The sequence below is a fragment of the Micrococcus sp. 2A genome (assembly GCF_039519235.1).
Lineage (GTDB): Bacteria > Actinomycetota > Actinomycetes > Actinomycetales > Micrococcaceae > Micrococcus.
In genome coordinates this window covers 2,545,959-2,558,901 of the sequence record NZ_CP154351.1, presented here as the reverse complement: position 1 = coordinate 2,558,901, position 12,943 = coordinate 2,545,959, and the positions used below count along the sequence as shown (strand labels likewise).

At 73.9% G+C, this 12,943-nt stretch carries 14 protein-coding genes; 12 read left to right on the top strand and 2 right to left on the bottom strand.

What is annotated here, in order from left to right:
- The first annotated feature begins 61 nt into the window (after positions 1-61).
- The 4 genes from AAG742_RS11895 (at position 62) to AAG742_RS11880 (ending at position 2,793) form a co-directional block, all read left to right on the top strand.
- On the top strand, positions 62-769 hold the full coding sequence (locus tag AAG742_RS11895) for a GntR family transcriptional regulator (protein ID WP_248115859.1): 708 nt from the start codon (positions 62-64) through the stop codon (positions 767-769).
- Entirely contained in the window at positions 766-1,128 is a 363-nt protein-coding gene (locus tag AAG742_RS11890; protein ID WP_248115857.1) for a CidA/LrgA family protein, read from the top strand. Before AAG742_RS11895 ends, AAG742_RS11890 begins: the two co-directional genes overlap by 4 nt.
- Positions 1,125-1,859 carry an LrgB family protein gene (locus AAG742_RS11885; RefSeq protein WP_248115855.1) on the top strand — a complete coding sequence of 245 codons (735 nt, stop codon included), beginning with the start codon at positions 1,125-1,127 and terminating at the stop codon, positions 1,857-1,859. The genes AAG742_RS11890 and AAG742_RS11885 overlap by 4 nt, the downstream gene beginning before the upstream one ends.
- A 181-nt stretch (positions 1,860-2,040) precedes the next feature.
- The gene (locus AAG742_RS11880; RefSeq protein ID WP_298714517.1) at positions 2,041-2,793 is read left to right on the top strand and encodes a metal-dependent hydrolase; all 753 of its coding nucleotides are present in this window, start codon (positions 2,041-2,043) and stop codon (positions 2,791-2,793) included.
- 27 nt (positions 2,794-2,820) lie between these two features.
- On the opposite strand, the gene AAG742_RS11875 is transcribed toward AAG742_RS11880, so the two are convergent.
- Positions 2,821-3,543, bottom strand: coding sequence for a DUF6226 family protein (locus AAG742_RS11875; protein WP_248115853.1), 723 nt, complete (start codon positions 3,541-3,543; stop codon positions 2,821-2,823).
- A gap of 42 nt (positions 3,544-3,585) precedes the next feature.
- Entirely contained in the window at positions 3,586-5,088 is a 1,503-nt protein-coding gene (locus tag AAG742_RS11870; RefSeq protein WP_298714514.1) for a long-chain fatty acid--CoA ligase, read from the bottom strand.
- 173 nt (positions 5,089-5,261) lie between these two features.
- Here AAG742_RS11870 and AAG742_RS11865 point away from each other — a divergent pair, with 173 nt between their 5' ends.
- The 8 genes from AAG742_RS11865 to AAG742_RS11830 all read left to right on the top strand — a co-directional run bounded on the left by AAG742_RS11865 (position 5,262) and on the right by AAG742_RS11830 (position 12,938).
- On the top strand, positions 5,262-6,665 hold the full coding sequence (locus AAG742_RS11865; protein WP_298714511.1) for a M28 family peptidase: 1,404 nt from the start codon (positions 5,262-5,264) through the stop codon (positions 6,663-6,665).
- A gap of 331 nt (positions 6,666-6,996) precedes the next feature.
- Entirely contained in the window at positions 6,997-8,058 is a 1,062-nt protein-coding gene (locus AAG742_RS11860; RefSeq protein ID WP_298714508.1) for a zinc-binding dehydrogenase, read from the top strand.
- 162 nt (positions 8,059-8,220) lie between these two features.
- Positions 8,221-9,078, top strand: a complete 858-nt coding sequence (locus AAG742_RS11855) for a MerR family transcriptional regulator (protein WP_248115849.1) — start codon at positions 8,221-8,223, stop codon at positions 9,076-9,078.
- A 68-nt stretch (positions 9,079-9,146) separates the two neighbouring features.
- Positions 9,147-9,527, top strand: a complete 381-nt coding sequence (locus tag AAG742_RS11850) for a hypothetical protein (RefSeq protein WP_298714505.1) — start codon at positions 9,147-9,149, stop codon at positions 9,525-9,527.
- A 130-nt stretch (positions 9,528-9,657) separates the two neighbouring features.
- Positions 9,658-10,467: an ATP-binding cassette domain-containing protein gene (locus tag AAG742_RS11845; RefSeq protein ID WP_298714502.1), complete on the top strand. Its 810-nt coding sequence runs from the start codon at positions 9,658-9,660 to the stop codon at positions 10,465-10,467.
- A complete protein-coding gene (locus tag AAG742_RS11840) occupies positions 10,464-11,213 on the top strand; it encodes an ABC transporter permease subunit (RefSeq protein ID WP_298714499.1) in 750 nt (249 codons plus the stop codon). The genes AAG742_RS11845 and AAG742_RS11840 overlap by 4 nt, the downstream gene beginning before the upstream one ends.
- Positions 11,210-11,911, top strand: a complete 702-nt coding sequence (locus AAG742_RS11835; protein WP_298714496.1) for an ABC transporter permease subunit — start codon at positions 11,210-11,212, stop codon at positions 11,909-11,911. The genes AAG742_RS11840 and AAG742_RS11835 overlap by 4 nt, the downstream gene beginning before the upstream one ends.
- Positions 11,912-11,942: 31 nt before the next feature.
- Positions 11,943-12,938 carry an ABC transporter substrate-binding protein gene (locus AAG742_RS11830; protein ID WP_248115842.1) on the top strand — a complete coding sequence of 332 codons (996 nt, stop codon included), beginning with the start codon at positions 11,943-11,945 and terminating at the stop codon, positions 12,936-12,938.
- Positions 12,939-12,943: the final 5 nt, after the last annotated feature.

Here is a 12,943-nt window from a genome sequence, read left to right as displayed (position 1 = left end):
GCGCCTTCCGAGTCCGACACAATGCATACATCCATGCATGCATCCGATTATTCTGGCCCGCATGACTTCACTCTCCGACCCCTTATGGGGCAGTCGTGCCACGGCTGCCGGCCGCCTGGCCCACGACGTGTCCTGGCGCATCGTCCGCGGTGAGATCCACGCGGGGGAGGTGCTCACCGAGATGCAGCTCTCCACGGAGGCCGGCATCTCCCGGACGCCGGCCCGGGAGGCCCTCCTCCAGCTCGAGCGTTGGGGCCTGGTGCGGCTCCTCCCCAAGAAGGGCGCGTCCGTGCAGGCCCTCACGCCGCAGACCGTGGCCGACCTCACGGCCCTGCGCGGCCTCCTCGAGTCCACCGCCCTCGCCACGGTCGCCGCGCGGCCCGACGCCGTCGGGCCCCTCGTCGCCACGCTCACCGCCAACCTGGATCAGCAACGCGCCGCCCTGGACGCCGGCGACCTCGCGGCGTTCTCCGCGCTGGACGTGCGCTTCCACCGCGACGTGATCGCCACGTGCGGCAACGCCGCCTTCGACGAGGTCGTGCGCACCTTCGCCCCCCGCCTGGCCCGCCTCATCCACGCCGCCACCGGCGGATCCGTCGACGCCGCCCGCCGCCTCCTCGATGGGCACGCCGAGATCTGCGCTCAGCTGGCCGCCGGGCGCGCCGCAGACGCCCAGCGCGCCCTGCAGGCACACCTCGACGCCGCGGGGACCGGCGTCGTCCCCGGCCTGCCGCCCGTGGGCCCGTCCGAGGCGGGTGAGCCCCGATGATCGAGGGCCTGCTGATCCTGCTGCTCTGCCAGCTGGCGGGCACGCTCGTGGCCGACACGCTGCACCTGCCGATCCCTGGGGCCGTGCTGGGCATGCTCCTGCTGCTCGGCTTGCTCGCGTGGCGCCGGCCGGCCGAGGACGCGCCCGTGATGACGGCGAGCCATCACCTGCTCCAGCACCTGCCGCTGCTGTTCGTCCCGGCGGGCGTCGGCGTCGTCGCGGTGCTGGGCCTCATCGGGGAACACCGGGCGCTGATGCTGGTCGGCTTCGTGGTGCCCTGGGTGCTGGGGCTGGTGGTCACCGCCGGCGTCGCCGCCCCGCTCGCCCGCCGCCTCACGGACAAGGAGGACGCACAGTGAACGCCGCCGAACTCACCGATTCCCTCGCCGAGGCCTGGGACGCGCTCCTGCACACACCGCTGTTCGGCATCGCGCTGACCCTCGCCGTCGCCGTGCTCGCCCGCCGTCTGTGGCTCGCCGCCCGGCAGACCGCCCTGCTCACGCCCGTGCTCGTGGCGATCGTGCTGGTGGCCGCGTTCCTGGCCCTGACCGGCATCGACTACGAGACCTACATGATCGGCGGCAGCTACCTCACCTTCCTGCTCGGCCCCGCCACCGTCGCCCTCGCCGTCCCCCTGTACCGGGCCGGCCCTGACATCCGGAAGCTGCTGCTGCCGGTCGCCGTCGGGGTCACCGTCGGCTCGGTGACCGCCATGGTGAGCGCCGTGCTGATCGTGCGGCTGATGGGCGGGGACGCCGCGCTGGCCGCCACGTTCGCCCCCAAGTCCGCGACGACGCCGATCGCCATGGCGGTGGCCGACGCTGGCGGCGGGATCGTCTCCCTCGCCGCCGTGCTTCCCGTGCTCACCGGCGTGCTCGGCGCCGTGTTCGCCCCCTGGGTGCTCGACCGGCTGCGCGTGCGCGACCCCCGCGTGCGCGGCCTGGCCATCGGCGTGAGCTCCCACGGCATCGGCACCGCCCGCGCCCTCGCCGAGGGGCCGAAGACCGGCGCGTTCTCCGCCCTCGCCATGGCCTGCTCCGGCGTGCTCACCGCCCTGCTGGCCCCGCTGGTGCTGGCGATGACGGGGTGAGGGGCCGGGTGGCCGCCCCGGCAGAGGTCGGGCGGCCGCCTCGACCCGCTCCGGCCGCGGCGGCCTCCTTACCGTGTCCGCCCCGCCTGCCACCCTGGTCCTCTTCCTTCCCCGCGGGCGCCGGCCGGCCCTCGCAGGCGCGGTGACGCGGCCCGGTCCTGCGAACGAGAGGACCCCACCCATGATGGGCCCGTCCCACGCGGCCACCGGCGCCGCGGCCTGGCTGGCGCTCACGCATTGGCAGTCGCCGATCGCCGTGCTGCACCTGCCCGCCGAACTCCAGCTGCTCGGCGCCGTGACCACCGCCGGCGCGGCCATGATCAGCGACTGGGACCACCCCCGGGCCACCGTCGTCCACGCCCTGCCGCCCCTGACCGAGTGGCTGAGTCGCGGCATCCGGCACGTGGCCGGCGGGCATCGGCGCGGCACACACTCGTTGGTGGGGGTCGCGGCGTTCACCGCCATCGCGACGGCGGCCGCCTCCATCCAGGTGCCGATCGCGGGGCACGTCTACACGCCGGGGCAGGGGGTCATCGCCGCGTTCCTGGCGGCCGTGGCCGCCAAGGCCCTCCGGCTGCTCCCGAACCGGGGATGGAGGGCCGCGTGGGTGCTCGGCATTCTGGGCGCGGTGTCGGCGACCGTCCTCAGCGACGGGCTGTGGTGGATCCCCGTCTCCGTGGCCGTCGGCGTGAGCGTGCACATCCTCGGCGACGCCCTCACCAACAACGGGGTGGCCCTGCTCTGGCCGCTCAGTCCGGAGCCTCCCGCACGCCTGTGGTGCTGGCAGTCCTCCGGACGGTTCCGGCTCCCCCTGCTCGGCCGGACCGGGTCCTGGCGGGAGTGGGTGCTCGTCTCGGTGGTCACCGCGTTCGCCGTGGTGCGGGCCGTGCGGCTCATCCCGTCCGCCGCCCGGGGGGTGGCGGCCCTGTTCTGAGCGGCGGCGCCCGGCGACTCCGCCCCCTCACGTCTCCGGGAACCACCCTGCCCGCACGGTCGCCTCGGTCCCGCGTGGCAGCCTCGGGCGGCCGCCGGCGGCCAGGTCTCGGCAGGCGTCCGTGAGTGCCGCAAACGGCCATCCCGGGACCCGGCCCATCCCCTCGGCCGTGCCGTCCGCGTGCCAGTGCACGTGCCAGTCCCGGCGCCGCTGCCCGTGACGGCCCCGCAGGCTCACCCCCGTCCCGACCGCGCGCGCGACCGCCTGGTCCACGGCCTCGAGCAGCTCGTCCGACCCGGGGTCGCAGGCGTCGCATCCGCAGTCCGGGAGCAGCGCGTGCACCTGCCCCGGGGCGCCGACCGCCACCCGGATCACCGGCAGGACGCCGCCGTCGTCGGCCTGGGGCACGTCCGTCTCCAGCAGCCACCAGGGGGAGGCGCCGTCGACGCCGGCCGGCGGCGCCACCCGCAGCGCCCGGTCCACGGGGACCGTCAGGTCGGCGCGCCCGGCCTCGTCGAGCGGGATGCCAGGCACCGGGTCCGGCGCGACGGCGGCGCCCGCCTCCGCGAGCACCTCGGCCCACACGCGGGCCCGGGCGGCCGCGATCCGATACCGCTGCGGGTCGGTCACCCGGGAGTACTCCTCCTCCCAGGGCGGGGCGCTGTCCGGGTGCGGGGCAGGCCAGGCGGGCAGGTCGAGGGCGGCGTACCGCCGGGCCACCTCCGCCCGCAGGCGCGGCAGGGTCGTCATGGGAGGCTCACCGTGTGTCCGGCCCGGGCGGTCATCCCGAGCTCACTCCGCCGGCGCAAGTTCCCGCTTGAGGATCTTGCCGGTGGCGGTCTTGGGCAGTCCGTCCCGCACGGTCACGGTGCGCGGGTACTTGTAGGGCGCCACCTGGGACTTCACGTGCTCGATCAGCTCCTCCTCCGTGGCGTGCGCGCCGGGGGCGAGCACCACGTGTGCGGCGACCTCCTGGCCGAGCTCCGGGTGGGGCACCCCCACCACGGCGGCCTCCGCGACGGCCGGGTGCTCGTAGAGCACCTCCTCGATCTCGCGCGGGTACACGTTGAGCCCGCCGCGCAGGATCATGTCCTTCGTGCGGTCCACGATGTAGTAGTTGCCCGCGGCATCGCGCCGGGCGAGGTCGCCGGAGCGGAACCAGCCGTCCTCGGTGATGGCCTGGGCGGTGGCCTCCGGCTTGCCCCAGTAGCCCTTCATCACGTTCTCCCCGCGGATCCACACCTCGCCCAGGGTCTCCTCATCGCCCTCGGGCACGACGGCCCCGTCCGGCGTCACCAGCTGCATCTCGCACCCTCGGACGGCGCGGCCGATCGAGCCCGGATGGTGCTCCTCACCCGGATGGTTGAAGCACGCCACCGGGGAGGTCTCGGACAGGCCGTAGCCCTCGAGGATCTCGCAGTCGAAGGTGGCCTCGAAGCGGCGCAGCAGCTCCACGGGCAGGGCGGATCCGCCGGAGACGCCCAGGCGCAGGCTGGCCAGGTCCTCCGGATGGTCCTTGGCCGCGGCCAGCACGGCCCCGTACATGGTGGGCACGCCGATGAACACGTCCACCGCGCACTCCCGGACGGTCTGCGCGGCCACGGCGGGATCGAAGCGGGGGATCAACGCCAGGCTGGCACCCGTGGTGACGGGCGCCATGAGCGCGCACGTGAGGCCGAACACGTGGAACAGCGGCAGGCAGCCGAGCACGGTCTCCCCCTGCTGGAGCTGGATCAGCGTCTCCGCCGCGGTGTCCGCGTTGGTGCCCATGTTCCGGTGGGTCAGCTGGGCGCCCTTGGGTCGGCCGGTGGTGCCGGAGGTGTAGAGGATGACGGCGTCGTCCTCGAGGTCCCGCTCGACGGTCTCGGTCACTGGGCCGGGGCTCTCCGCGAGGTGCGGGGCGAGGCCGTCCTCGCCGAGGGTGCGCAGCGGCACACCGCGCTCGCGGGCGCCCTCCACGGCGTCCTCGGACGGCACGGCCCACAGCATCGACGCGCCCGAGTCCTCCAGGTAGTACTCGATCTCGCGGCGCTTGAACAGCGGGTTCATCGGGACGACGACGGCGCCCAGCTGCAGGGCCGCGAAGAACACCACCGGGAACGCGGGGATGTTCGGCACCATGAGCGCCACGCGGTCCCCGGGGCCGATGGCCTCCTGCCGCATGAGCCCGGCCAGGCGCTGGGACTGGTCCTGCAGCTCCGCGTACGTCATGCGGTTCTCGCCGAGGATCAGGGCGGTGGAGTTCGGGTGCTCGGCGGCGGTGAGCTCGAGGCGGGCGGGCAGGGTGAGGGTCACGACGGGCCTCCGAGGGGAGCCGGATGTGATGGGAACCACAGCGTAGCGCCCGGCGTCGCTCGTTCGCTGGGAGCCGAGCGGGGTGTGTCGGCCGGCTTCCGTGCCATCTTGCCGCCGGGCCAGACATGGGGTGTGATGGGTGTCACTTCTGCCCCGCCTCTTGAGGAGCCCGCATGCCCACCTCCGCCTCCCGCCTCTCCCGTCGATCGTTCCTGGCCCTCAGCGGCGCAGGGGCGGTCGGCGCGGCCACCACCGCCTTCGCCATGCCGGCATGGGCTGTCGACGCGACCCGGCCGGGGGCCGTCCGGCCGCCCCGCCTGACGGGTCAGGATCGTCAGATCATCAACCGAATCAGGCCCGCCCGGGCCGTGGACGATCTGACGTACCTCACCGAGGTGATCGGCCAGCGCTACACCGGCACGCCCGGTGAGGACCGCGCCGCGGACTACATCGCCGCGCAGCTGGATCGGGCCGGATACACCGTGGAGGTGGAACGCTTCGCGGTGCCGGACCGGCGGATCGGAACCCTGTCCGGGGCCGGCCTCGACGCGCGGTTCGGATGGGGCGTCGGGTCCGCCGCCGAGGCGGTCCAGGACGTCACGGTCACCGGATCGCTGCGCCTCGCTCCGTCCTCGTCCCCGACCGATCTCCCTGCGGACCTGACGGGCGTGGTGCTCATGCGGGTGGTCACGCAGACCGAGGACGTGACCCCGCTGGCGGTCGCTGCCGCCGAGCGGGGAGCCGTCGCCGTCATCGCCACCCGCCGCGACGCCACGGCCCCGTCCCAGGCGCCCGCCTTCATCCCCCGGCTGACCGTCCCGCGCGTGGACATCCCCGTCGTCGGCGTCAGCCAGGTCCAGAAGGAGCAGCTGTTGGGGCTGATCCGTGCCGGTGAGGCCCGGCTGACCGTGACCACCATGGAGTACCGCGACACCCGCAGCTCCAACGTGATCGGCACTCGGCCCGGCCGCAAGGGGGCCGCCGGCAGGACGCGGGACCGCGTGATGGTCGGGGCCCACTACGACAGCGTCATCGGCTCACGCGGGGCCAACGACAACGGCTCGGGCACCGCGCTGTGCCTCGAACTGGCCCGGGTCATGGCGACATCGCCGACGGTGGCCGACCTCTCCTTCGGCTTCTGGGGCTCAGAGGAGGTGGGTCTCGTCGGCTCGCGGCATCATGCGCAGAACCTGGCCGATGCGGAGCGTGCCCGGCTCCGCGGGGTCTTCAACAACGACATGATCGCCACCAGCTGGGAGCCGGCCGAGAAGTACTGGCTCCTGGAGCTCAACGGGCGCTCCAACCCGGTGAACCAGGCTGTGCTGGCAGCCGGCGACCGCCTGGGGTACCGGACGAAGATGGGTGAGATCTTCCCGATGGGCCGATCCGACCACGCCTCGTTCTCCGAGGTCGGCGTGGACAGCGGCAACTTCGGTTGGCTCCACCGGGACGGGTTCTTCCTCGAGCCCGAATACCATTCCTCGGACGACACGGTGGCCCGCAACATCTCCCTCGAGCGTCTGACGGTCTCCATGGAGATCCAGGGCTGCGCAGCCTACGCGCTGGCCACCTCCTGACCGGGTCGCCTCACGCGGCGGCCTGGGTGGCACCGCTGGAGCGGCCGCGGGCCCCGTCCCTGTGCGGGGTGGGGCCTGCGCCGCGGGACGGCTGGAGCACCTTCCTCAAGCACCGCGGGTCGGGTTTCAGGACGAAGTGCCTGTATTTACGCACCCAGGCTCGGCGGCATCGTCATGGAGCGGGGCCTCGAGGGGTCTGCCGAACCGCTGGCACGCGGCCATCCACCGGCCCCGCCTGCGTCGCCGATCCGTCGTCCCCACCGTCCAGGGAAGGAAGACTGGTCCCAGCACACCGCCGCCCGGACCGCCGGGCCAGACGAGAGGACAGACCATGACCGCCCAGACCCCCACCGCCCCCGAGATCCCCGCCACCATGAAGGCCGTGACCATGCGCGCGCCGGGTGACGTCGTCGTGGAGACCGTGGAGACCCCGCGCGTGCAGAAGCCCGGCGACGTGGTCCTGAAGCTGGCCGCCGCGTGCGTGTGCGGCTCGGACCTGTGGCCCTACCGCGGGCACAATGAGGTGGACCACCGGCGGATGGGCCACGAGTACGTGGGCACGATCGTGGAGAAGGGCGCGGAGGTCGCCACCCTCCAGCTCGGCGACTTCGTGATCGGATCGTTCATGCTCTCGGACAACACGTGCGAGATCTGCGAGGCCGGCTACCAGTCCCGCTGCGTCAACGCCGGCGAGTACACGGGCAGCCAGGCGCAGTACATGCGCGTCGAGCTCGCGGACGGCTCCCTCGTGAAGGTGCCCGGGGGCGAGCCCTCCGACCCGGATCGCCTGGCCGACTACCTCGCCGCCTCGGATGTGCTCGGCACCGGCTGGTACGCCGCCGTGGCCGCGCAGGCGGGCCCCGGCACGACCATCGCCGTGGTCGGCGACGGCGCCGTCGGCCTGTGCGCCGTCCTGGCCGCCAAGACCCTCGGCGCGGAGAAGGTCATCGTGTTCTCGCGCCACGAGGACCGGGCCGCGCTGGCGCGGGAGTTCGGGGCCGACGTCGTCATCGCCGAGCGCGGCGAGGAGGGCGCCGCGAAGGTCAAGGAGCTCACGAACGGCTACGGCGCACACGGCGTGTGCGAGGCCGTGGGCACGCAGGAGTCGATGGACCAGGCGCTCGCCTCCGTGCGGCCCGGCGGGTACGTCGGGTTCGTGGGCGTCTCCCACGACCAGACGATCGACGGCTCTGCCCTCTTCGGCCGCGAGATCCACCTCGAGGGTGGGCCGGCCCCCGTGCGCCGCTTCCTGCCGGAGCTGATCGAGCGCATCCAGTCCGGCGAGATCCAGCCCGGCAAGGTCTTCACGAAGCGCCTGCCGATCGACGAGGCCGCCGAGGCCTACAAGGCCATGGACGAGCGCCGCGAGATCAAGGTGCTGCTGGAGGTCTGAGGTGTCGGCGGGCCGACTCGTCTCGCCGCCCGTGCCCCGCGCCCGCAATCGTGCCGGGCGTCTCGAGCCGAGGCGTTCCACGCCAAGACCGCCCGGATCCGCCTTGACCCTCCCCTTGGAGGAGCGCCCACGCTGGGAGCACCCCCGAGAGAGGATCACCCCATGACCGCCCTGATGAGCATCGGCGAGTTCGCACTCGCCACAGGCCTGTCCGTGAAGGCCCTTCGATTCTACGACGATCGCGCCCTGCTCGCGCCCGTCGACGTCGACCCGCACTCCGGCTACCGCCGCTACGCCCCGAGTCAGGTCCGGGCCGCCGTGCAGATCCGTGTCCTGCGCGCCGCCGGGCTCGCGGTGGAGGACGTCAAGGCGGTCCTCGAGGAGCCCGACCGGATGCCTGCCCTGCTGGAGGAGCACGCAGAGGCGCTGCGGCGCCGTCGCGACCTGGAGGACCGCGCCCTCACCCTGGCCCGCGCGCACGCCGAGGGTCCCGACGACGGCGCGCCGGTCGTGCGGGAGCGCACCGCCGAGGCCGTCGCGTGGGTCGGCGTCGTCATGGAGCTGCACCTGGACGCCCTCGACGCCGACGCGGCGAACGCCGGGGCCAACGACCAGTTCGGGGCGCTCGGCGAGGCCGCCGTCGCCGCGGGCCTCCAGCCGGCGGGCCCGATGTGGACGGCGATGCGTCCGGGCGCGCGGAGCGCGACCACGGTCGAGATGGTCCTCGCGCTGCCGGTGGCGGGTGAGGTACCGCCCTCGTTCGCGGCGGAGGGCTTCGAGACCGTCACCGGCGTGCTGCCGCGCCGCATGGAGCGCTACGCGGCGTTCACCGCGGGCGAGCAGGACGTGGACCTCCTCGAGGACGCCCCCGGCGGTGCGCTCCCGCACCCCTCGATGATCGCTCTGATGGAGGCGTTCGACGACGACGCGTTCGCCGACGCCGAGCTGCGCCAGATCATGGCCGACCCGATGGAGGGTCGCATCGAGCTGGCCGCGACGGTGCGGGAGCTCGAGGGGTGAACCCGCAGGTCTGATGCCCCGGGCGCCGACCTCGACCTGGAATTGTCATGGGCTATCCGCGTCAGCCCATGGCATTTCCGGATCGCACCACCCACGGCCCGCCCGCCCCGCAGATGCGCGAGCTCGGCGAGACCCGCGAGGACGCCATGCGCGCGCTCGCGGCCCGGGACGTCGCGCCCGGCGTCGTCGGGTACGCCGACGGCGAGCCCGTGGCCTGGTGCAGCATCAGTCCGCGCACGGAGATCCCGCGCCTCGGCGCCCCGGCCGTCGAGGCCCACCCCATCGCCAATCGCGCGGCCGACGCCGGCGCTGCACCGGACCGGATCGACCTCACCATGGCCTTCGCCGGCACGTGGTCCATGTTCGACAAGGCCGGCTTCGCGGTGGTGGGGGAGACGAAGGCCAAGGGCTCGGGTCGGCCCCGGCTGGTGATGCGCCGGGACTGCTGACGCGTCGAGCGCGGCCCCCTGACGGTCCACCTCCGCCCCCCGCCCCTGTACCCGCGCCGCGGGCGCGTCCTAGGGTGGAGTCCCGAGCGCGCCCGGCAGCACCGCCGCGTCACGATCCTGGAGGCCCCGCATGATCCGGTTCGAGCACGTGGGGATGACCTTCCCGGACGGCACCCGCGCCGTGGAGGACTTCAGCCTGGAGATCCCGCGCCACGCCACGGTCGTGCTCCTCGGCTCCTCCGGCTGCGGCAAGACCACCCTCCTGCAGATGGTCAACCGCATGGTGGACCCCACCGCCGGCCGCGTGCTCGTGGACGGCGAGGACGTCGCCTCCCTGAACCCCGTGACCCTGCGCCGCCGCATCGGCTACGTCATGCAGAACGCCGGCCTGCTGCCCCACCGCACCGTGCTGGACAACGTCCTCACCGTGCCGCGCCTGGCCGGCCGGGCCGGCGCCGCGGAGAAGACCCGCGCCCACGAGCTGCTGGAGATGGTCGGCCTCACCCCGGCGCTCGCGCAGCGCTACCCGGCCCAGCTCTCCGGCGGCCAGCGCCAGCGCGTGGGCGTGGCCCGGGCGCTCGCGGCCGACCCGGACATCCTGCTCATGGACGAGCCCTTCAGCGCCGTGGACCCCGTGGTCCGTGCAGACCTGCAGGCGGAGCTGCTGCGCATCCAGCGCGAGCTCGCCAAGACCATCCTCTTCGTCACCCACGACGTCGACGAGGCCGTCCTCCTCGGCGACGAGGTGCTCGTGCTCCGCGAGGGCGCCCGCGTGGAGCAGCGCGGCACGGGGGAGCACGTCCTGCTCCGCCCGGCCACGGACTTCGTGGCCCGCTTCGTGGGCGGGGACCGGCGCCGCCTGCACGTGGAGGAGCGCGCGGGCACGCCCACCGTCGTCGACGCCGCCGGCCGCGTGGCCGGGACCCTGGTGGCCCCGTGAGCTGGATCTGGAGCAATCTCGACCTCATCGGCGAGCTGGCGCTGCGCCACGTGCTCATCGCGGCCCCGGCCATCCTCCTGAGCCTGCTGATCGCCGTCCCCGTGGCCCGCCTGGCCAACGCCTCCCGCATCGGCCGGCGCCTCCTGCTCGGCGGCTCCGGGGTGGTCTACGCGATCCCCTCGCTCGCCGTGTTCGTGATCCTCCCCGGCCTCATCGGGACCCGGATCCTCGATCCGCTCAACGTGGTGATCGCCCTGACGCTCTACGGCGCCGCCCTGCTGGTGCGCAGCGCCTCCGAGGCATTCGACGCCGTCGACGGCGACCTGCTCACCGCCGCCCGCGCCCAGGGCCACAGCCCGTGGCAGCTGTTCTGGCGCGTCGAGCTGCCGCAGGCCGGCGAGTCGATCCTGGCGGGTCTGCGCGTGGTCAGCGCCTCCACCCTCTCGCTCGTCTCCGTGGGGGCGCTGATCGGCGTGCAGTCCCTCGGCTCCCTGTTCACGGAGGGGTACGCGCGCGCCTTCCTCGCCGAGATCGGGGCGGGGATCGTGGGCACGGTGATCCTCGCCGTCGCCGTCGACGCGCTCCTGGTGGGCCTGGCCGCCCTGCTCATGCCGTGGACCCGGCGCGCCCGGCGGGCGCCCGCGGAGGACCACGCCCGCTCCGGGCCCGCGGCCGCCCTGGCCCTCGGCGGGGACCCCGCCACCGCGCCGGCCGACGCCTCCGCGACGACGGGAGGCGCCCGATGATCGCGGACCTGTTCGCGTGGTTCGCCGACCCCGCCCACTGGAGCGGGGAGAACGGCGTGCCCGCCCGCGTGCTCGAGCACCTCGGCTACTCCGCCCTGGCGCTGCTCCTCGCCGCCGCGATCGCGCTGCCGGTGGGCGTGTGGATCGGGCACACGGGCAAGGGGCGGCGCGCCGTCGTCGCCCTCTCCAGCGCCCTCCGCGCCCTCCCCACGCTCGGCCTGCTCACATTCCTGGCGATCGTGCTGCAGATCGGCCTGCGCCAGGCGCTCATCCCCACCGTGATCGTGCTCGTGGTGCTCGCCGTGCCCCCGCTGCTGGCCGGCACGTACGCCGGACTCCAGGCCGTGCCCCGCGAGGTGGTCCACGCCGCGCGCGCCCACGGCCACTCCACCGCCCAGCTGATCGGCGCCGTCGAGCTGCCGCTGGCCCTGCCCATGATCGTCGGCGGGCTGCGCTCCGCCGTCCTGCAGGTGCTGGCCACCACGTCCGTGGCCGCGTACCTCGGACTCGGCGGGCTGGGCCGCTACCTGTTCGACGCGCTCGCGGTGCAGGACTACCCCACCATGCTCGCCGGCGCCGTGCTGATCGCCCTCCTGGCCCTCGTCTCCGACGCGGTGCTGCTGACCGCCCAACGCCTCGTGACCCCTCGGGGACTGCGCCCGCACCGCGGCGCAGGCCCCGGAAGCGCACCTGCCTGAGCCGCATTCCCCGATTCGAAAGGACCCCACCATGGCCGCCGCCTTCTCCCAGGCCTCCGTCCCGAACCCCCGCCGCCGCGCCGTCCTCGGCCTGCTGGCCGCCACCCCGCTGCTCGCCGCGTGCGGCGGCGGCTCCGACCCCCTCGCCTCCTCCACCCCGACGACGGCCGCCGCGTCCGGTGCGTCGTCGTCGTCGGCGGGCGGCTCGGGCTCCGTGACCGTGGGCTCGGCGAACTTCGCGGAGTCCGAGATCATCGGCGAGCTCTACGCCCAGGTCCTCGAGGCCAAGGGCATCACCGTGGAGCGCAAGATGCAGATCGGCGCGCGCGAGGTGTACCTCAGCGCCCTCGAGGACGGGTCCATCGACCTCATCGGCGAGTACACCGGCAACCTGCTGGGGTTCTACGACAAGGAGGCCACCGCCACGAGCCCGCAGGAGGTGGCCGACGCCCTCCGCGCGGCCCTGCCGCAGGGCCTCGTGATGCTCGAGCCCGCCGAGGCCCAGGACAAGGACTCCTACAACGTGACGGCCGAGTTCTCGCAGGAGCACGGCCTGACCTCGCTCGACCAGCTCAAGGACTACGACGGCACCCTGCGCATCGGCGGCCTGCCCGAGCTCGCCCAGCGCGACTACGGCGCCGGCCTGAGCGCGCTGACCGAGGTCTACGGCGTCCCGGAGGACGCGATGGAGTTCACCGCCATCAGCGACGGCGGCGGCCCCCTCACGGTGCGCGCCCTCGCCGACGGCGACGTGGACCTGGCCAACATCTTCTCCACCACCCCGGCCATCAAGGACAACGGCTTCGTGACCCTCGAGGACCCCTCGGGCATGATCACCCCGCAGAACGTGGTGCCGATCATGGCGCAGGACAAGGCCACGGACCCGGTGAAGGAGGCCGTCAACGCCGTGCAGGCGGAGCTGACCACCGAGGACCTGATGGCCATGAACGCGCAGAACTCGGGCGCGGAGAAGAAGCAGCCCTCCGAGGTGGCCGCGGCCTGGCTGAAGGAGAAGGGGCTGGTCTGAGGCGC